General features: G+C 74.8%; 17 protein-coding genes. 13 read left to right on the forward strand and 4 right to left on the reverse strand.

What is annotated here, in order from left to right:
* Nucleotides 1-5 precede the first annotated feature (5 nt).
* Nucleotides 6-1,118, forward strand: a complete 1,113-nt coding sequence (locus XF36_RS01425) for a zinc-dependent alcohol dehydrogenase (protein WP_060710574.1) — start codon at nucleotides 6-8, stop codon at nucleotides 1,116-1,118.
* Nucleotides 1,119-1,267: 149 nt separating this feature from the next.
* Here XF36_RS01425 and XF36_RS01430 read toward each other — a convergent pair whose 3' ends face one another.
* A complete protein-coding gene (locus XF36_RS01430; RefSeq protein ID WP_060714327.1) occupies nucleotides 1,268-2,158 on the reverse strand; it encodes a dienelactone hydrolase family protein in 891 nt (296 codons plus the stop codon).
* Nucleotides 2,159-2,275: 117 nt separating this feature from the next.
* On the opposite strand from XF36_RS01430, the gene glmS reads away from it, so the two are divergent.
* The 8 genes from glmS to rimI all read left to right on the forward strand — a co-directional run bounded on the left by glmS (nucleotide 2,276) and on the right by rimI (nucleotide 11,362).
* Complete coding sequence (gene glmS, locus XF36_RS01435) at nucleotides 2,276-4,135, forward strand: glutamine--fructose-6-phosphate transaminase (isomerizing) (RefSeq protein ID WP_060710575.1); 1,860 nt, start codon at nucleotides 2,276-2,278, stop codon at nucleotides 4,133-4,135.
* A gap of 57 nt (nucleotides 4,136-4,192) precedes the next feature.
* Entirely contained in the window at nucleotides 4,193-5,704 is a 1,512-nt protein-coding gene (locus XF36_RS01440; RefSeq protein WP_060710576.1) for an NAD(P)H-hydrate dehydratase, read from the forward strand.
* A gap of 51 nt (nucleotides 5,705-5,755) precedes the next feature.
* Nucleotides 5,756-7,180 (forward strand): argininosuccinate synthase, encoded by a 1,425-nt coding sequence (gene argG / locus XF36_RS01445; protein WP_060710577.1) that lies wholly within the window; start codon nucleotides 5,756-5,758, stop codon nucleotides 7,178-7,180.
* Nucleotides 7,181-7,326: 146 nt separating this feature from the next.
* Nucleotides 7,327-8,451 carry an alanine racemase gene (gene alr, locus XF36_RS01450; protein WP_060714328.1) on the forward strand — a complete coding sequence of 375 codons (1,125 nt, stop codon included), beginning with the start codon at nucleotides 7,327-7,329 and terminating at the stop codon, nucleotides 8,449-8,451.
* Nucleotides 8,448-9,701, forward strand: coding sequence for an alpha/beta fold hydrolase (locus XF36_RS01455; protein ID WP_064485356.1), 1,254 nt, complete (start codon nucleotides 8,448-8,450; stop codon nucleotides 9,699-9,701). Before alr ends, XF36_RS01455 begins: the two co-directional genes overlap by 4 nt.
* The gene (gene tsaE, locus XF36_RS01460; RefSeq protein ID WP_060710578.1) at nucleotides 9,698-10,174 is read left to right on the forward strand and encodes a tRNA (adenosine(37)-N6)-threonylcarbamoyltransferase complex ATPase subunit type 1 TsaE; all 477 of its coding nucleotides are present in this window, start codon (nucleotides 9,698-9,700) and stop codon (nucleotides 10,172-10,174) included. The genes XF36_RS01455 and tsaE overlap by 4 nt, the downstream gene beginning before the upstream one ends.
* Before the next feature lie 10 nt (nucleotides 10,175-10,184).
* Nucleotides 10,185-10,874: a tRNA (adenosine(37)-N6)-threonylcarbamoyltransferase complex dimerization subunit type 1 TsaB gene (gene tsaB, locus XF36_RS01465; RefSeq protein ID WP_060710579.1), complete on the forward strand. Its 690-nt coding sequence runs from the start codon at nucleotides 10,185-10,187 to the stop codon at nucleotides 10,872-10,874.
* Nucleotides 10,871-11,362, forward strand: a complete 492-nt coding sequence (rimI, locus tag XF36_RS01470) for a ribosomal protein S18-alanine N-acetyltransferase (RefSeq protein WP_060710580.1) — start codon at nucleotides 10,871-10,873, stop codon at nucleotides 11,360-11,362. The genes tsaB and rimI overlap by 4 nt, the downstream gene beginning before the upstream one ends.
* Here rimI and XF36_RS01475 read toward each other — a convergent pair.
* Nucleotides 11,341-12,252 carry an aldo/keto reductase gene (locus XF36_RS01475; protein ID WP_082375090.1) on the reverse strand — a complete coding sequence of 304 codons (912 nt, stop codon included), beginning with the start codon at nucleotides 12,250-12,252 and terminating at the stop codon, nucleotides 11,341-11,343. The genes rimI and XF36_RS01475 overlap by 22 nt on opposite strands.
* Before the next feature lie 17 nt (nucleotides 12,253-12,269).
* The gene (locus XF36_RS01480; protein WP_238589063.1) at nucleotides 12,270-13,862 is read right to left on the reverse strand and encodes an alkaline phosphatase D family protein; all 1,593 of its coding nucleotides are present in this window, start codon (nucleotides 13,860-13,862) and stop codon (nucleotides 12,270-12,272) included.
* A 279-nt stretch (nucleotides 13,863-14,141) separates the two neighbouring features.
* Here XF36_RS01480 and groES point away from each other — a divergent pair, with 279 nt between their 5' ends.
* Nucleotides 14,142-14,432 (forward strand): co-chaperone GroES, encoded by a 291-nt coding sequence (groES, locus tag XF36_RS01485; protein ID WP_020623960.1) that lies wholly within the window; start codon nucleotides 14,142-14,144, stop codon nucleotides 14,430-14,432.
* Nucleotides 14,433-14,552: 120 nt separating this feature from the next.
* Complete coding sequence (groL, locus tag XF36_RS01490) at nucleotides 14,553-16,175, forward strand: chaperonin GroEL (RefSeq protein WP_060710582.1); 1,623 nt, start codon at nucleotides 14,553-14,555, stop codon at nucleotides 16,173-16,175.
* Nucleotides 16,176-16,305: 130 nt separating this feature from the next.
* Here groL and XF36_RS01495 read toward each other — a convergent pair whose 3' ends face one another.
* Nucleotides 16,306-16,647, reverse strand: coding sequence for a WhiB family transcriptional regulator (locus XF36_RS01495; protein ID WP_060714330.1), 342 nt, complete (start codon nucleotides 16,645-16,647; stop codon nucleotides 16,306-16,308).
* A gap of 84 nt (nucleotides 16,648-16,731) precedes the next feature.
* On the opposite strand from XF36_RS01495, the gene XF36_RS01500 reads away from it, so the two are divergent.
* Both XF36_RS01500 and XF36_RS01505 read left to right on the forward strand, forming a co-directional pair.
* The gene (locus XF36_RS01500; RefSeq protein ID WP_168169444.1) at nucleotides 16,732-17,781 is read left to right on the forward strand and encodes a hypothetical protein; all 1,050 of its coding nucleotides are present in this window, start codon (nucleotides 16,732-16,734) and stop codon (nucleotides 17,779-17,781) included.
* A 202-nt stretch (nucleotides 17,782-17,983) separates the two neighbouring features.
* Nucleotides 17,984-18,580 (forward strand): response regulator transcription factor, encoded by a 597-nt coding sequence (locus tag XF36_RS01505; protein ID WP_010225624.1) that lies wholly within the window; start codon nucleotides 17,984-17,986, stop codon nucleotides 18,578-18,580.
* Nucleotides 18,581-18,741: the final 161 nt, after the last annotated feature.

Genomic DNA, 18,741 nt, shown 5'->3' on the forward strand with positions numbered 1-18,741 from the left:
CCCTCATGTCGACCACCTCCGCCGCCCCCGCCACCACCGTGGCCGTGCGGCTCACCGGCCTCGCCCGCGCCGACACCGGCCGCGCCGACACCGGCTCCGTGGGCGCCGGTCGCGTGGGCACCGGCCGCACCGACACCGGCTCCGGTGGCCTCGACACCGCTCCCGGCCGTCTCGACGTCGTTCCGGTCGCGGCGCCGGAGCCCGGGCCGGGCGAGGTCCTCGTGCGGGTCACGGCGGTCGGGCTGTGCGGCACCGACCTGGCCGTCCGCAGCGGCGCCCGGCCGGTCCCGGAGCTGCCGTGGACGGTCGGGCACGAGGGCGGCGGACGGGTGGTCGCCGTCGGCGCGGGCGTCGACCCGGGCCGGGTCGGCGAGGTCGTCGTGGTCGAGCCGAACCTCGCCTGCGGACGCTGCCGGTTCTGCGTCGCGGGCCGCACGTCGGCCTGCCCGGACCGGCGCAGCCTCGGGGTGAACGCGCCGGGCCTGCTCGCCGGACTCGTTGCCGTCCCGGCCGGGTACGCCCACGCCCTGCCGGCCGGGCTCGACCCGGCGACGGCCGAACGGGTCGTCGCCTGCGTGGAGCCGTGGGTGGTGACCCGGGCCGCGCTCCGCCGGGCCGCCCCGGAACCGGGATCGCGCTGCCTGGTCGTCGGGGCGGGCAGCCAGGGCACCCTGCTGTGCCTGACCCTGCTCGCGGCCGGGCACGTCCCGGTCGTCGCCGAGCCCCACGACGGGCGCCGGCGGCGTGCGGTGGATCTCGGCGCCGAGGAGCTCGTCCCCGGCGAGGTGTTCGGGACGGTGTTCGAGACCTCCGGTGCCCCCGCCGCCTGGCCGACGGCCGTCGCCGCGGTCGACCGGGCCGGGACGTTGCTGCTCATCGGGCAGCACGACGGCGAGTCACCGGTGAACACCCACGACCTGGTGCAGCGGCAGGTGACCGTCACCGGGTCGCTGATCTACGACCACCCCGGCGACTTCGCCGGTGCGCTCGCGGACCTGCCCGCCGTCGCCGACGCCCTGGTGGGGCTCATGGAGCCCGAGCCGTTCGCGCAGGACCGGGCCGCCGCCGCGTTCGACGCCGTCGCCACCGCCGACCGGAAGGTCTGGCTGGCGCCCTGAGCCGCCGCCGGGACGTGTCCGCGCGCTGATCCGCACCCCGCGCGCGACCGGACGCGCGCGGGCGACGGATCACCGCGCGAGGTGCGGATCACCGCGCGGGCGGCGGATCCCTGTGTCGGCGGATCTGTGCGGGCGCGGGGCCGGAGGGGTCAGCGGCCGATGCCGAGGAGCCCGGACGGCTGCTGGTCCTGCTCGTCGTCGGGCTGCGGGGTGAGGTCCACCAGCGGGGCCCCGGGCACGTTCCCCGAGGTCAGGGAGGACGCGCGCTTCTCGTTCTGCAGCTCCTGCATGAGGAACGCGGTCACCAGTGCCCGGGTGATCTTCCGGGTCCGGTGCTGCGGGCGGTTCTGCAGCAGGAAGCTCGTCCAGTGCCTGCCCTCGCAGAACCCGAGGTGCCCGGCCTTCTCGATCTCGCGCAGCGTCACGTCGGTGCCGGCCTCGTGCTGGGCGGTGGCGATCCGCTGCGCGTGTCCCTCCATCGGGGCCAGCGAGTCGACCGCGGCGGCGAGGTGCAGCGTCGGGACGGTCACCGTGGCGGCCGCCTCGATCGCGGACGGCTTCACCTCCGACGCGGCGAGGGTCACCAGCGCGCCGAGGCGCTCGCGCCGGGCCGCGGCGAGGACGGCCGCGCCGCCCCCGGTGCCGTGCCCGACCAGGGCGGTCTTGCGGGCGTCGACGCTGACGTGGCCGTCGCCGAGCCGGACACCGACGCACACGTCCAGGACGGTGTTCAGGTCCGAGGCGAACTGGGCGATGCTCGGGACCGGTCCCCGCTGGGTGTTCGGCGCGGCGGCGACGAAGCCCCAGGTCGCGAGGTGTCGCAGCAGCTCGTGGTAGCGGTGCGCGGGCTGCAGCCACGCGTGCCCGACGACCACGGCGGGCAGCTGGTAGCCCTCCGCGGGGGTGTAGACGATGCCCGGCAGGCCGATCAGCCCCAGGTCGCCGTACTTCACCGGGTTCGGCCCCGGACGTGACAGCACACCGAGGGCGTCCTTGGCCCCCTTCGTCGACGGGGGGCGGGTCACGCTGGTCCGGGCCACGGACGGCACCGTACCGGTGCAGGTCACCGCGTGCCCGCCTCGCACGGGCGCCCGGCGTGGCGCCGGTCGCACCCGTCGCCCGAAGATCGGCAACCGGGCGTCGATACGCTCAGCCTTATGTGTGGCATCGTCGGTTACGTCGGTCATCGGTCCGCACTCGGCGTCGTCCTCGGCGGCCTGCGACGACTGGAGTACCGCGGTTACGACTCCGCCGGCGTCGCGCTGCCGGACGGCGGTGAGCTGCTGGTCGAGCGCAAGGCGGGCGCCCTGGCCAACCTGGAGGCACGCCTCGACGAGATCGGGCGGGACCGGTTCACCGGGACCTCGGGCATCGGGCACACGCGGTGGGCGACGCACGGCCCGCCCACCGACCGCAACGCCCACCCGCACCGCAGCGGCGACGGCCGGCTCGCGGTCGTCCACAACGGCATCATCGAGAACTTCCTGGAGCTGCGGGCCGAGCTGGAGGCGCAGGACATCTGGGCGGAGTCCGACACCGACACCGAGACCGCCGCGCACCTGGTCGCGCTCGCCTACGCCCACGGTGACACCGCCGGGGACCTCCCGGCCTCGGTGCGCGCCGTCGCGCGGCGGCTGGAGGGTGCGTTCACCCTCGTCGTGACCCACGCCGACGAGCCGGACCGGATCGTCGCCGCCCGCCGCAACTCCCCGCTGGTGCTCGGCATCGGCGACGGCGAGACGTTCCTGGCCTCCGACGTCGCGGCGTTCATCGAGTTCACCCGCTCCGCGGTCGAGCTCGGCCAGGACCAGGTCGTCACGATCACCCGGGACGGCTACGAGGTCACCGACTTCGTCGGGGAGCCCGTGGCGGTCAACCCGTTCGAGGTGACCTGGGACCTCGCGGCCGCCGAGAAGGGCGGCCACGACTACTTCATGCTCAAGGAGATCGAGGAGCAGCCGACCGCGATCGCCGACACCCTGCGCGGCCACCTGGTCGACGGGCGCATCGTGCTCGACGAGCAGCGGCTCACCGACCAGGAGCTGCGCGACGTCGACAAGGTCTTCGTCGTCGCCTGCGGCACCGCCTACCACTCCGGTCTGCTCGCGAAGTACGCGATCGAGCACTGGACCCGGATCCCGGTCGAGATCGAGCTGGCCAGTGAGTTCCGCTACCGCGACCCGGTGCTGGACCGCTCGACGCTGGTCGTCGCGATCTCCCAGTCCGGCGAGACCGCGGACACCCTGGAGGCGCTGCGCCACGCCAAGGAGCAGAAGGCCAGGGTGCTGGCCATCTGCAACACCAACGGGGCACAGATCCCGCGCGAGTCCGACGCGGTGATCTACACCCACGCGGGCCCGGAGATCGGTGTCGCCGCGACGAAGACGTTCACCGCCCAGGTCGCGGCGAACTACCTGGTCGGCCTGGCCCTGGCGCAGGCGCGCGGCACCAAGTACCCGGACGAGGTGGTCCGCGAGTTCGAGGAGCTGGAGGCCATCCCGGCGGCCGTCGCCCAGGTGCTGGAGTCCCTCGGCGAGGCCCGCGCGCTCGGACAGGAGCTGGCGCCGTCGAAGGCGGTGCTGTTCCTGGGTCGGCACGTCGGCTACCCGGTGGCGCTGGAGGGCGCGCTCAAGCTCAAGGAGCTCGCCTACATGCACGCCGAGGCGTTCGCCGCCGGCGAGCTCAAGCACGGTCCGATCGCGCTGATCGAGGACGGGCTGCCGGTCGTCGTGGTGATGCCGTCGCCGAAGGGGCGCGCGGTGCTGCACTCCAAGCTGCTGTCCAACATCCAGGAGATCAAGGCGCGTGGGGCGCGCACCGTCGTCCTCGCCGAGACCGGCGACGAGACGGTGCGCCCGTTCGCCGACCACCTCTTCGAGCTCCCCGCGGTGCCGACGCTGCTGCAGCCGCTGGTCGCGACGATCCCGCTGCAGGTCATCGCGGCCGAGATCGCGCGCGCCCGCGGCTACGACGTCGACAAGCCCCGCAACCTGGCGAAGTCGGTCACCGTCGAGTGAGCGGGCCTCCCGCTCCACGACCGCCGGACCTGGCCGCCCGGGGTTAGCCTCGCGGCCATGCACGGGCTCCACACCGCGGACCAGGTACGGGCGGCCGAGGCGGCCATGATGCGCACCGTCGGCGACGGGGTGCTGATGCGCCGGGCCGCGGCGGGGCTCGCGCACCACGTGCGCGCGTTCCTCGGCGCGACCTACGGCCGCCGGGTGGTGCTGCTGGTCGGGGCGGGCGACAACGGCGGCGACGCGCTGTGGGCCGGCGTCGAGCTGCGCCGCCGGGGCGCGCACGTCACCGCAGTGCTGCTGGCGCCGGACCGCGCGCACCCGGCCGGGCTCGCCGCGCTGCGTGCCGCGCGCGGGCGGGTGCTGGCCCTGCACGCACCGCCGGTCTCCGGCCCCGGCCCCGCCGCGGCCGGTGCCCTCGACACGGCCCGGGCGCTGATCGCGGGGGCGGACGTCGTCGTCGACGGGATCGTCGGGATCTCCGGGCGCGGTGCGCTGCGCGACCCGGCCCCGGAGCTGGTCGCCGCCGCCGACGGGGCCGGCGTGCCGATCGCGGCCTGCGACCTGCCCTCGGGGGTCGACTGCGACACCGGGGCGACCGACGGGCCGCACGTCCGTGCCGCGCTGACGGTGACCTTCGGCTGCCGCAAGCCGGTGCACGCCCTCGCCGCCCCGCTGTGCGGGCCGGTGCGGCTGGTGGACTTCGGGCTCGGGCCGTTCCTGGAGGGGACCGAGCCGCACGCGTGGGTGCTGTCCGACGGCGACGTCGGCGCCCGCTGGCCGGTGCCCGGCCCCGACGACGACAAGTACAGCCAGGGCGTCGTCGGGATCGCCGCCGGCTCGGCCACCTACCCCGGCGCCGCCGTCCTCGCCGCGGGCGCCGCGGCCCTGGCCACCTCCGGGATGGTGCGCTTCGCCGGGTCCGCCGCCGACGAGGTCCGCAGGCACTGGCCGGAGATCGTCGCCACCGGGGACATCACCGACGCCGGACGCACCCAGGCCTGGGCGGTCGGACCGGGGCTGGGCACCGGCGGGCAGGGTCTGGCCGTGCTGGAGGAGGCACTCGGCCGGGAGGTGCCGCTCTGCCTCGACGCCGACGCGATCACCCTGCTCACACAGCACGCGCACCTGCGGGACCGGATCCACGGCGAGCCCGTCGTGCTCACCCCGCACGCGGGGGAGTTCGCCCGGATCGCGGGCGAGGTCGGGCCGGACCGGATCGGCGCCGCCCGCCGCGCCGCCGCCGACCTCGGGGTGACGGTGCTGCTGAAGGGGAACGCGACCGTCGTCGCCGCACCGGACGGACGGGTGCTGGTCGACCCCGCCGCGGACTCCTGGGCCGCGACCGCGGGCTCCGGCGACGTGCTCACCGGCATGATCGGCGCGCTGCTCGCCGCCGGGCTCGACCCGTGGTGGGCGGCGGGCTGCGCGACGCTGGTGCACGCCCGCGCCGCGACGGCGGCCGCCCGCGAGCACGGCCTGCCGCCGGTCCCGGCTCCGGCGTCGGCGATGCAGGCGGCGATCCCGGTCGCGCTGCGGGCGGTGCGGGCAGCCGCAGCCCCGTACTGAAGCGGCACACCGGCGGACCTGCGCCGGGAGCGGGTTGTTAGCGTTCCGCGCGTGCCGAAGATCCTGACCAGCCTCCCCGTCGGCGATCGCGTCGGCATCGCCTTCTCCGGTGGCCTCGACACCTCCGTCGCGGTCGCCTGGATGCGCGAGAACGGCGCGGTCCCCTACGCCTACACCGCCGACCTCGGACAGCCCGACGAGCCCGACCTCGTCGCCGTCCGTGAGCGCGCGCTGGAGTACGGCGCCGAGGCCGCCCGCGTCGTCGACTGCCGCCGCGCGCTGGTCGACGAGGGCATCGCCGCGATCGCCTGCGGTGCCTTCCACATCCGCGCCGGCGGGATGCCCTACTTCAACACCACCCCGATCGGCCGCGCCGTCACCGGCACGCTGCTGGTCCGCGCCATGGCCGACGACGGCGTCTCCATCTGGGGCGACGGCTCGACCTTCAAGGGCAACGACATCGAGCGGTTCTACCGCTACGGCCTGCTCGCCAACCCGGCCCTGCGGATCTACAAGCCGTGGCTGGACGAGGCGTTCGTCGACCAGCTCGGTGGCCGCGCGGAGATGAGCGCCTGGCTGGGCGAGCGCGAGCTGCCCTACCGGGACTCCGCGGAGAAGGCGTACTCGACCGACGCCAACATCTGGGGCGCCACCCACGAGGCCAAGAAGCTCGAGCACCTCGACACCTCGATCGAGATCGTCGAGCCGATCATGGGCGTGCGGTTCTGGGACCGGGCCGTCACGGTCGAGACCGAGGACGTCACCGTCGAGTGGGAGTCCGGTCGCCCCGTCGCGATCAACGGTGTCCGCTACGACGACCCGGTCGCGCTGGTCACCGAGGCCAACCGGATCGGTGGCCGGCACGGCCTGGGCATGACCGACCAGATCGAGAACCGGATCATCGAGGCCAAGAGCCGGGGCATCTACGAGGCCCCGGCGATGGCGCTGCTGTTCGTCACCTACGAGCGCCTGGTCTCCGCGATCCACAACCACGACTCGCTGTCGGCCTACGAGGAGCAGGGCCGTCGCCTGGGCCGGCTGCTCTACGAGGGCCGCTGGCTGGAGCCGCAGTCGCTGATGCTGCGCGAGTCCCTGACCCGATGGGTCGGCAACGCGGTCACCGGCTCGGTCACCCTGCGGCTGCGCCGCGGCAACGACTGGTCGGTGCTCGACACCCGCGGCCCCGCCCTGGCCTACGCCGAGGACCGGCTGTCGATGGAGCGCGTCGAGGACGCCCCGTTCACTCCGGGCGACCGCATCGGCCAGCTCACCCTGCGCAACCTGGACCTGGCCGACTCCCGCGCCAAGCTGGAGCAGTACTCGGCCACCGGGATGCTCGGCGGCGAGTTCGGCACCTTCGTCGGCGAGGTCGAGGCCGGGCGTGCGGCGGAGATAACCGCGACGCCGTCGGACCCCGACGCCGAGCAGGCAGAGGAGTCCCTCGACCGGGCCGCGATGGAGGCCGGGAACGACTGAGCCGGGCGCAGGACCGGGCCCCGGCGGGCCGGGATGCGATGATCGGGGCCGTGTCACCCACGACCGACCACGCTCCCGGCCCGGGACCCGGACGCACGTACGGGCCCGGCCACGGTCGCGTCCCCGGCGCACCGGCGGCCGAGGCGGTGGTCGACCTCGACGCCGTCCGGCACAACACCCGGTACCTGTCCGGTCTCGCCTCGGGCGCCGAGACGATGGTCGTGGTCAAGGCCGACGGCTACGGTCACGGCGCCGCCGCCGTCGCCCGGGCGGCGCTCTCGGCAGGGGCGACCCGGCTCGGCGTCGCCACCCTGGACGAGGCGCTCGCGCTGCGTGCCGAGGGCGTCGACGCGCCGCTGCTGTCCTGGCTGCACCTGCCCGACGAGAACTTCGCCGCCGCCGTCGCCGCCGGGGTGGAGCTGTCGGTGTCCGGCCGCGAGCACCTCGCCGCGGTGCTGGCCGGTGCCCGCGCCGCCGGCCGCAGGGTCCGGCTGCACCTCAAGGCCGACACCGGGCTGTCGCGGGGCGGCTGCCCGCCCGGCGAGTGGCCCGCCCTGCTCGACGCCGTCGCGGACGGGGTCGCCGACGGCACCTGCGAGGTCGCGGCCGTCTGGTCGCACCTCGCCGCCGCCGACGAGCCGGGCCAGCCCGCCGTCGACAGCCAGGCCGCGCGGCTGCACGCCGCCGCCGCGCTCGCCCGGGACCGCGGGTTCGCACCGCAGATGCACCTGTGCAACTCCGCAGGCCTGATGACCCGCCCCGACCTGCACCTCGACGTCGTCCGGCCGGGGGTAGCCGTCTACGGCCTCGACCCGATCGCCGACCCCGCCGACAGCCCGCTGCGCCCGGCGATGACGCTGCGCGGCCGGGTCGCGCTCACCAAGACCGTCGAGCCGGGCGAGGGCGTGTCCTACGGCCACGAGTGGGTCGCCCGCGAGCCCCGCACGCTGGCGCTGGTGCCGCTGGGCTACGCCGACGGCGTCCCGCGCCGCCTCAACGATGACGGCCGGATGCGCGTGCGCATCGGCGGCACCGTCCGGCCGGTCGCCGGGCGGGTCTGCATGGACCAGTTCGTCGTCGACTGCGGCCGGCCGGGGACGCTGCCGGTCGCGATCGGCGACCCGGTGGAGCTGTTCGGCACCGGCACCGAGGGCGGCCCGACCGCCCGCGAGTGGGCCGACGAGCTGGGCACCATCCACTACGAGATCGTCACGGGCGTCCGGGGGCGGGTCCGCCGCACGGTGACCGACGGGCGCGGGGGAGTCGCATGAGCCGCAGGGGATGGACCGTCGCCGGGATCGCCGGCGGTGTGGTCGGCGCGGCGGGGGCCGCGGCCGGGGTCGGCGTCGCCGCGCAGCGACGCAAGATCGCCGCCACCCGCCGCAGCCTGGCCACCGAGATGTCCGCGCACGCCGAGACGCCGCCGGGCACCGTCGGCGAGGAGATGTCGGTGATGGCCGACGACGGCATCCGCATCGCCTGCGAGGTGGTCGCGCCGGCCGACGGCTCGGAGCCCGCGCTGACCGTCGTGCTCGTGCACGGGTTCGCCCTCGACCGGCGCACCTGGCAGGAGCAGCGGCCGCACCTGGCCGGGCTGACCGGCCCGTCGGTGCGGATGGTGCTCTACGACCAGCGCAGCCACGGCCGCTCCGAGCGGGCGCCCGCGGACTCCTGCACGATCGACCAGCTCGGCCGCGACGTCGACGCGGTGATCCGCTCGCTGGCCCCCGAGGGGCCGCTGGTGCTGGTGTCGCACTCGATGGGCGGCATGACCGTGATGGCGCTGGCCGAGCAGCACCCGGAGCTGTTCCACGAGCGCGTCGCCGGGGTGGCGCTGGTGTCGACCTCGGCGGGTGAGATGGCGTCCTCGGGGCTGCCGGGGACGTTCCTGTCCCGGCGCAACCCGATCATCCGGACCCTCGGTGGGCTCGCCGCATGGCAGCCCGGCCTGGTCGAGACGGGCCGGCGCGCGCTGGGCGACATCATCTGGATGTTCACCAAGCGCTTCGCCTACGGCGACCGCCAGGTCGACCCGCGGATGGTCGACCTCGTCGACACGATGATCGACTCGAACGCCGTCGGCGCGCTCACCGACTTCGTCGACACCCTCGGCACCCACGACCGGCTCGCGGCGCTGCCCGGCCTGTCCGGCTGCGAGGTGCTCGTCCTGGCGGGCGACGGCGACCGGATCATCCCGTGGCGGCACAGTGAGGTCATCGCCGAGGCGCTCCCGACCGCACGGCTGGTGCGACTGCCCGGGGTCGGGCACATGCCGATGCTGGAGCAGCCCGAGGTCGTCGACGCCGAGCTGGACGGGCTGATCGCCCGCACCACCGAGCGCACCGCGGGCGGCGAACTGCGGGCCAAGCGGCCGCCGCAGGTCACCGGCGCGACCGAGGACGACCAGGCCGCGGCGGGCGGCGGCGCCCTGCAGGGGCTGCTGCGCAGCGCGGGCCGGGTCCGCCGGGGCAGCCACGTCCCGGCCAGGGCCGGGCGGTCCCGGAAGAAGGAGCGGCCGTGATCCCCGCTCCCGGCGGGGACGCCGTCGTCGCGGAGCTGCCGACCGTCGCCGACACCGAGTCCTTCGGCGAGACGGTCGGCCGCGAGCTGGTCGCCGGTGACGTGGTGCTCCTGGCCGGTCCGCTCGGTGCGGGCAAGACCGCCCTGGTCCGCGGCCTGGCCCGCGGGCTCGGGGTGACCGGCACGGTGGCCTCGCCGACGTTCGTGATCGCCCGTGAGCACCCCTCCGCGGGCGACGGCCCGGCGCTGGTGCACGTCGACGCCTACCGGCTGGGCGGTCCCGACGGGGATGTGGACGTGGCGGCCGAGCTGGACGACCTCGACCTCGACACCGAGCTGGACCGGGCGGTCGTGGCCGTCGAGTGGGGGGTCGGGGTGGCGGAGCGGCTCGCCGGGTCCGCGGTGACGATCGCCCTGGAGCGCCGCGACGACGACACCCGGGTCGCGACGCTGTGCCGCACCGCGCGTCCGTAGGCTCGCGGGCGTGCTGGTACTGGCCCTCGACACCGCGACGACCGTCGTCACCGCCGGTCTCGTCGACCTCCGCCCCGACGGCGCGCCCGTGACCGTCGCCGCCCGCGCGCACGACGGCCGCCGGCACGGCGAGCTGCTGATGCCCGCGGTCCGCGCGCTGTGCGCCGAGGCGGGCCACGCGCTCGCCGAGGTCGGGGCCGTGGTCGTCGGCGCCGGCCCGGGCCCGTTCACCGGGCTGCGGGTCGGGATCGCCTCGGCCGCCGCGCTCGGCCACGCCCTCGACGTGCCGGTGCACGGTGTCGTCACCCACGACGCGCTCGCGTGGGGGGTGCACACCGGCGGGAACCTCCTGGTCGTCACCGACGCCCGGCGCAGGGAGGTCTACTGGGCGGCCTACGACGCCGCCGACCCCGCCGACGCCCACTCGGTCCGCAGGCTGACCGGACCGGGCGTCGAGGCCCCGGAGGCGCTGGCCGCGCGCCTGGACGAGCTGGCGATCGGCACCGTGGTCGGCGATCCGGCGTTCGCCGACCGGCTCGGCCGCGACATCGGCGGCCCCGGCGCCCCGACCGTCGAGGGGCTGGTCGGCGTCGCCGCGGCGGACCTGCTCGCCGGCCGGGCCCCCGCCCCGGTCGAGCCCCTCTACCTGCGCCGCCCGGACGCCGTCGAACCGACCGGGCGCAAGCGCGTCACCGCATGAACGCCACCGTCGCGCTGGGCCCGCTGTACCGGTCCGATGCCCGGCGCTGCGCGGAGCTGGAGCAGATCCTGTTCCCCGGGGACGACCCGTGGAGCGCGCAGGCCTTCCGCGACGCCGTGACCTCCGGGCAGCTCTACCTCGCGGCCCGGGCCGGGGACGAGCTGGTCGGCTACGCCGGGCTCGCCGTCGTCGCCGGGCCGCCGATGGCCGAGGCGGAGGTGCACACCATCGGTGTCGAGCCGGCCTGGCAGGGCCACGGGATCGGCCGCGCCCTGCTGAACGGGCTGCTCGTCGTCGCCGACGAGCTGGCGGCCACGGTGTTCCTGGAGGTCCGCACCGACAACGAGCCGGCCCGGGCCCTCTACGAGAGCGCCGGGTTCACCGTCGTCGGGGTGCGCAAGCGCTACTACCGGCCGTCGATGGCCGACGCCTACACGATGCGCCGCGACCGCGTGCGCACGCCCGCTCAGGACGTCGCGGACAGGTAGGACAGCAGGCGCAGCTCGTCCTCGGTCAGCTCCAGGGTGAGCATCGGCAGCAGCTGCTCCAGCTGCTCGGGATTCCGCGCGCTCGCGATCGGCGCGGTCACCGCGGGCTGTGCGGCCAGCCAGGTCAGCGCGATCGCCGGGACCGGCACGCCGTAGCCGGCGGAGATCTCGTCGAGCCCGGCCAGCACGGCGCGGCCGCGGGAGTCCAGGTACGCCGCCGCGCCCTCGGCCCGCGGGCCCTCCGGCGCGGGGGAGTCCGGCCGGTACTTGCCGGTGAGAAAGCCCTTGGCCAGCCCGAAGTAGGGGTGGACGGCCAGCTTCTCCGACTCGGCGAGCGGGGCCAGGCCCGCCTCGAAGTCGTTGCGCTCCATGAGGTTGTAGTGCGGCTGGATGGCGCTGAACGCGGTCAGCCCGTCGCGCGCGGCGATCTCCAGCGCCGACCGCAGCCGCTCCGGGCTGAAGTTCGACGCACCGATCTCGCGGACCAGCCCCTCGCGGACCAGCGCGTCGAACGCGTCGAAGGTCTCCTCCTGCGCGGTCGCCTCGTCGTCGCGGTGGGCGTAGTACAGGTCGATCCGGTCGGTGCCCAGGCGGCGCAGCGATTCCCGCGCCGCCACCGCGATGTTCTCCGCCGACAGACCCTCGCGGCCGGGCAGCGCGCCGACCTTCGTCGCGAGGTGCAGCGCGTCGCGGTTGCCGCGGGCCGCCATCCACTCGCCGAGGATCGTCTCGGACTCGCCGCCGGAGTTCCCCGGTGCGCGCCACGTGTAGGAGTCCGCGGTGTCGATCATCCGTCCGCCGGCGGCGACGAAGGCGTCGAGGACGGCGAAGGAGGTCTCCCTGTCCGCCGTCCAGCCGAACACGTTCGCGCCGAGAACCAGGTCAGCCACGTCGCCGAACCTACTCCTCAGGCGGGCCGCAGGCCGGGCCGCCGGTCCTCGGTCACGAACCGTCCGCGCGTCTGCACCGGGGCGCCCGGCTGCTTCACGAACGGCACCACCTTGAACTCGGCCTCCATCCGGTCCGCGGTGAACCGGGTGCTGACGTAGCCGCGGCGGTTGTTGTGGAACCGGATGTGCGGGTTCTCGGCGAGGACGGTGTCGGAACCGTTCTGCTTCTCCGAGCCGTCACCGCCCGAGGTGATCGAGCTGGACACCAGCTCGGTGCCGACCACCGGCGAGGCGGGGTCGTCGAAGCGACGCTTGACGTCGGCGCCCCAGTGCGCGTGCACGTCACCGGTGAGCACCACGAGGTTGCGGGCCCGGCCGCGCTGTGTGGCCGCGACCCAGGAGTCGACGACGCGGTCGCGCGAGCCGGGGTAGCCGTCCCACGCGTCCGGGTTGAAGCCGCGCCCGGCGCCCGGGGTGTAGTCGACCTGGGAGAAGAACACCTGCTGGCCGAGCACGTCCCAGCGGGCGCGGGAGCGGGTGAAGCCGTCGGCGATCCAGTGCTCCTGCGCCGAGCCGGGCAGCGAGCGGGCCGGCTCGGTCCGCTCCGCGCAGTCACTGCGGAAGGTGTCGCCGCAGGGCTGGTCGCCGCGGTACTGACGGGTGTCGAGCATGTGGAAGGTGACCAGCCCGCCGTAGCCGACGCGCCGGTACAGCCGCATGGCCGCGCCGCGGGGGCGCTGGGCGGCGCGCAGCGGCATGTTCTCCCAGTACGCGCGGAACGCGGCGGCCTTGCGGGCGGTGAAGTCGCCGGGCGGGTCGATCGGCAGCTCCCGGACGTCGCCGGCCCAGTTGTTCTCGACCTCGTGGTCGTCGAACACGACCAGCCAGGGCGCGGCCGCGTGGGCGGCCTGCAGGTCGGCGTCGGCGTGGTACTGGGCCAGGCGCTGCCGGTAGCCGGCCAGCGTCGTCGTCTCCGGGCCGGCGTGGTCGCGCACGTTCCCGCCGGGCGCGACGTAGTCCTTCGCCGGGTACTCGTAGATGTAGTCGCCCAGGTGCAGCAGGACGTCCGGGCGCTCCTCGGCCATCCGCCGGTACGCGGTGAACCAGCCGTGCTCGAACTGGGAGCAGGAGGTGAAGGCCATGTGCACCGGCGTCATCGACGCCGGCGGGGGTGCGGTGCGGGTGCGGCCCGCGTCGGAGACGGTGCGGCCCACGCGGAAGCGGTAGTGGTAGTCGCGGCCCGGGCGCAGGCCCGGCACCTCGACGTGCAGGCTGTGGCCCGCCTCCGGCCCGGTGCGGACCCGGCCGCGACGCACGACGCGGGTGAAGCGCTCGTCGTCGGCGATCTCCCACTCGACGTCGGTGGCGCGGTTCCCGACACCGCCCAGGCCGTCGTCGGCGAGGGGGTCGGTGGCGAGCCGGGTCCACAGCACGACCGAGGTCGCGTCGGGTTCCCCGGAGGCGACGCCGAGACCGAACGGGTCGCCGGGCGGCCGGGCCGGGGCGGGCCCGGGCGCCGCGGCTGCGGGACCGGGCAGCAGGGGTGCGGCGGCGGTGACGGCGGCGGCGGTGAGTCCGGCGCGCAGCAGCGAACGGCGGGAGGTGACCACGATGTGCAGTGCAACGTTCCCGATCGAGTGACACCCGGCGGCCCGGCGACGAGGACGTGAACAACGGGCGACGACCGGGAGCTCCGGACACTCCCGAACGGTGCGGTTGAGCCCCCGCTCGGCTTCTGGCACTCTCATGGATAGAGTGCCAATGCGCGCGGCGGACGACCTCCGCCCCGACACCCGCGACGGCGGGGCGGGAGTCGTCACGTGCGCGCTGCTGACACCGCTAGAGAGCCCGTGACACCGGATTCACCCCAGGAAGGGGAGGTCATCGTCGTGGCGAACATCAAGCCGCTCGAGGACAAGCTCGTCGTCCAGGCCAGCGAGGCGGAGACCACCACCGCCTCCGGCATCGTCATCCCGGACACCGCCAAGGAGAAGCCCCAGGAGGGCAAGGTCCTGGCCGTCGGCCCGGGCCGCGTGGACGACAACGGCAACCGCGTCCCGCTCGACGTGGCCGTCGGCGACGTCGTCATCTACTCGAAGTACGGCGGCACCGAGGTCAAGTACAACGGCGAGGAGTACCTGATCCTCTCCGCGCGCGACGTGCTGGCCGTCGTCAACTGACGCGAGCCATCGCCTGACGTACCGCCCCGGGTGGTCCACCCCACGGTGGTCCGCACCGGGGCGGTCGCGTTTCTCCCCCGAGAACCAGAGCGAAACTCCGAGAGGTAGCGAGAACAAGACATGGCGAAGCAGATCAGCTTCGACGAGGACACCCGTCGCGCGCTCGAGCGTGGCGTGAACCAGCTCGCCGATGCCGTCAAGGTGACGCTCGGCCCGCGTGGCCGCCACGTCGTCATCGACAAGAAGTTCGGCGGTCCGACCGTCACCAACGACGGTGTGACCATCGCCCGTGAGGTCGACCTCGAGGACCCGTTCGAGAACCTCGGCGCCCAGCTGGCGAAGACCGTCGCGACCAAGACCAACGACGTCGCCGGTGACGGCACCACCACCGCCACCGTGCTGGCCCAGGCCCTGGTGAAGGAGGGCCTGCGCAACGTGGCCGCCGGTGCCGCGCCGTTCGCCCTCGGCCAGGGCATCGCCGCCGCGTCGGCGAAGGTCTCCGAGGTGCTGCTGTCCAAGGCCACCCCGGTCGACGCCAAGAGCCACATCGCGCAGGTCGGCGCCATCGCCTCGCGCGAGCAGGAGATCGGCGACCTGATCGCCCAGGCGATCAACACCGTCGGCAAGGACGGCGTGATCACCGTCGAGGAGGGCTCCACGCTCTCCACCGAGCTGGAGATCACCGAGGGCCTGCAGTTCGACAAGGGCTACCTGTCGCCGTACTTCGTCACCGACTCCGAGTCCATGGAGGCGGCGCTCGACGACCCGTACATCCTGCTGCACCGCGACAAGATCAGCTCCATCCAGGACCTGCTCCCGCTGCTGGAGAAGGTGCTCGGCGAGGGCAAGCCGCTGCTGATCATCGCCGAGGACGTCGAGGGCGAGGCCCTGTCCACGCTGGTCGTCAACTCGATCCGCAAGACCGTCAAGGTCGCCGCGGTCAAGTCGCCGTTCTTCGGTGACCGCCGCAAGGCGTTCATGGACGACCTCGCGGTCGCCACCGGCGGTCAGGTCATCAACCCCGAGGTCGGCCTGAAGCTGAACGAGGCCGGGCTCGAGCTGCTGGGTCGCGCCCGCCGCGTCGTCGTCACCAAGGACGCCACCACGATCGTCGAGGGCGCCGGCGCCAAGGCCGACGTCGAGGGCCGTGTCGCGCAGCTCAAGCGCGAGATCGAGGAGTCCGACTCCGACTGGGACAAGGAGAAGCTCCAGGAGCGCCTGGCCAAGCTCTCCGGCGGCGTCGCGGTCATCAAGGCCGGTGCCGCCACCGAGACCGCGCTCAAGGAGCGCAAGCACCGCATCGAGGACGCCGTCGCGGCGACCCGTGCGGCGGTCGAGGAGGGCATCGTGCCCGGCGGCGGTTCGGCGCTGGTGCACGCCGCGGCCGAGCTCGACGGCGGCCTGGGCCTGACCGGGGACGCCGCGACCGGTGTCGCGATCGTCCGCAAGGCCCTGTCGGCCCCGCTGTTCTGGATCGCCGAGAACGGTGGCGACGAGGGCGCGATCGTGGTCTCGAAGGTGGCCGAGGGCGGCTGGGGGACCGGGTACAACTCGGCGTCCCGCACCTTCGGGGACCTGCTCGCCGACGGCGTCATCGACCCGGTCAAGGTGGCCCGGTCGGCCGTGGAGAACGCCGCGTCCATCGCGCGCATGGTGCTGACCACCGAGAGCGCCGTGGTGGACAAGCCGGAGGAGGCCGACCCGGCCCCGGCCGGTGGCCACGGGCACGGTCACGGGCACTGAGCCCTGGCTCAGTGCCACCCCGAGCACGACGACGGCGGGCGACCCGAGGGTCGCCCGCCGTTGTGCGTTGCGGGGCAGGAAGTGGATGTGCCGTCCGTCGGGAGATGGGAGCCCCCGTCGGTCGGGGCTCTCAGGCGGTGTGGACGGGAACGTCCACCGACTGGACGGCCGCCTCGGCGGCGACCTTGAGCGTGCGGCGCGGACCGCGGATGATCGCGTCCCGCTCGGACTCCGACAGGCCGCCCCAGATGCCGTAGGGCTCGTGCACCTTGAGTGCGTGCTCGCGGCACTGCTGCACCACGGGGCATTCGGAGCAGACCTGCTTCGCTCGGGTCTCGCGACGGGCCCTGGCGGGACCGCGCTCACCCTCGGGATGGAAGAAGAACGCGCTGTCCATCCCCCGGCAGGCTCCCTCCATCTGCCAGTCGTAGATGTCGGCGACCGGGCCGGGAAGCCTCCGGATGTCCGCCATGTTCGTCACCTGCCTTCGCTATCGAACCTGACGACGCTCAGATTCCCTGGCCACGGCGGCCGCAAACCTGATTCGAGGTGAACGATGGTGCACGTCCGACAGGGTGGTGCAGGCCGAGCGCCGTCGGCCGGGATCCGGGCCCTGCTCACCGGGGCGGCGACGGGCCGGGAGGTGGCCGGGGCGGCGCTCCCGGACGGGGCACCGGAGCTGCGGTGGGCGGCCGCGGTCGCCCGGGGCGGCTCCGGGCACTACGCGGCCGCGGCCGCGCTGCTCGACGGGGTGCGCCGTGACCCGGTGGCCGGGGTGGTGCCGCGGGCACACGCGACCGTCACCCGGGCCTCCCACCTGCGGCAGCTCGGCGGGCACCGAGCCGCGGCCGCGCTCGACGGCGCCGCGCTGCGACTGGTGCTGCCGGACGCGGGGGCTCCGCGCGACCCCGGGCCGTGGGGCCTCGACCGCGCCGCTGCCGTCGCCGACGCGCTGACCGGTCTCGCCGCCGACGCGCTCGGTCGTCTCGACGTCGCGACCGCCGCCGCGCTGCTGCGCCGGGCCGGACCGTGGTGCGGCCCGCAGGGGCACCGCACCCGGGCCCGGTACGGATGGGTGCGGGCGGAGACCGCGCTGGTCGCGGGGGACCCGACCGCGGCGCTCGCCGCCGCCGACGAGGCACTGGCCGGGGCGCTGGCGCTCGGGTCCGCACGGCACGTGCTCAAGAGCCGTCTGGTCCGGGCGGTCGCCGCCGGGGTGGCGGGGCGGGACAGGGCGGGCGTCGTCGCGGCGCTGGACGCGGTGGCCGCGGACGCGCTCGCACACGGGTTGCTCCCGCTGCACCGCCCCGCGCTGCTCGCCCGGGCCGACCTCGCGGGGCCAGGGCCGGACGGGGCATCGGAGCCGGCCGGGGTTGGCCCGGATGCCGTACCCGTCGGGCCGCACCGCGGGCGGGCGGGGGCCGATTGGGCGACGCCGGACGCCGGTTCCGGACCGGTCGCCGCAGCGCGACACGCCGGAGCGTCACCAGTCGATACGCGCAGTCGCCGAGCGGATGCGGAGGGTCGCCGACATGCGGTGTTGCACACGGTGAGCGTCCTCTATACGCGAAGTGACCGTAGCGGGCGGGACCTGCTGCGGGAGTAGTGCCCGAACTCCGGCCCGGACGATGTACCGTATGGACTACTCCATTCGGCGACGCTTCACCCACATGACGCTGAGGCACGTGGATCAGCGCGCCGAACGGAGGGCACAGAATCGCCCCGACCGTGTCAAGGTGAGAGTGTCACCCGCCGATTCGGAGGGTGAAGAATCACCCGGCTGCAGGAAGCTGCAGGAAGGAATCGTCGTGACGACGGTACTCATCTGCGACGATCGTCGCAGCGTCCGCGAGGGACTGACTCGCGTCATGTCCGCGGTCCCGGGGGTCCAACGCATCGACTGCGTCGCCCACGGGGACGAACTCCTCGCCCGCTACGCCCGCCAGTCCGTCGACGTCGTCCTGGTCGGGACGCAGCGTGCTGTGCCCACCGGGGTGGAGGCCACCCGCCGACTGGTGGCCGCCCACCCGCAGGCCAACGTCATCGTCTTCGGAGCCCCGGACGACGCCGGCAGCATCGCCGCCGCCATCGCCGGTGGGGCGCGCGGTTACCTGCGCTGGGACGCCTCGCGTCCCGAGCTGGTCGCCGCGCTGGCACACACCCTGGCCAGCACCTCGGTGCCGACCCCGCGCGTCCCCACCGACCCGGGGGTCCAGCTCACCGAGCGCGAGCTCCAGGTGCTGCGCGGGATGAGCCAGGGCAAGAGCAACGGCCAGATCGGCCGCGAGCTCTACCTGTCCGAGGACACCGTGAAGACCCACGCACGCCGGCTGTTCCGCAAGCTCGGCGTCCGTGACCGCGCGCAGGCCGTGGCCCACGGCTTCCGACGCGGCCTGGTGTCCTGACCGGGTCCCCACCCGGAACGGCACGACCCCGCACCGCCGAGCGACCGACCCCGAACCGGCCGCTCCACCCCACCCGCGCGCGGGTGGGCATCGTGAGCCGGACCGACCCCCGCGGTCCGGCTCCACGCCCCGGACCACCCGTGTCCGGACCCCACGCACAC

This window comes from Pseudonocardia sp. HH130629-09, assembly GCF_001294645.1.
Taxonomy (GTDB): Bacteria; Actinomycetota; Actinomycetes; order Mycobacteriales; family Pseudonocardiaceae; genus Pseudonocardia.

What these genes read in the sequence shown, in the direction of transcription:
- XF36_RS01425 (WP_060710574.1), top strand. Translation starts at nt 6, where the DNA reads ATGTCGACCACCTCCGCCGCCCCCGCCACCACCGTGGCCGTGCGGCTC.
- glmS (WP_060710575.1), top strand. Translation starts at nt 2,276, where the DNA reads ATGTGTGGCATCGTCGGTTACGTCGGTCATCGGTCCGCACTCGGCGTC.
- XF36_RS01440 (WP_060710576.1), top strand. Translation starts at nt 4,193, where the DNA reads ATGCACGGGCTCCACACCGCGGACCAGGTACGGGCGGCCGAGGCGGCC.
- XF36_RS01455 (WP_064485356.1), top strand. Translation starts at nt 8,448, where the DNA reads ATGAGCCGCAGGGGATGGACCGTCGCCGGGATCGCCGGCGGTGTGGTC.
- rimI (WP_060710580.1), top strand. Translation starts at nt 10,871, where the DNA reads ATGAACGCCACCGTCGCGCTGGGCCCGCTGTACCGGTCCGATGCCCGG.
- groL (WP_060710582.1), top strand. Translation starts at nt 14,553, where the DNA reads ATGGCGAAGCAGATCAGCTTCGACGAGGACACCCGTCGCGCGCTCGAG.
- XF36_RS01495 (WP_060714330.1), bottom strand. Translation starts at nt 16,647, where the DNA reads ATGGCGGACATCCGGAGGCTTCCCGGCCCGGTCGCCGACATCTACGAC.
- XF36_RS01500 (WP_168169444.1), top strand. Translation starts at nt 16,732, where the DNA reads ATGGTGCACGTCCGACAGGGTGGTGCAGGCCGAGCGCCGTCGGCCGGG.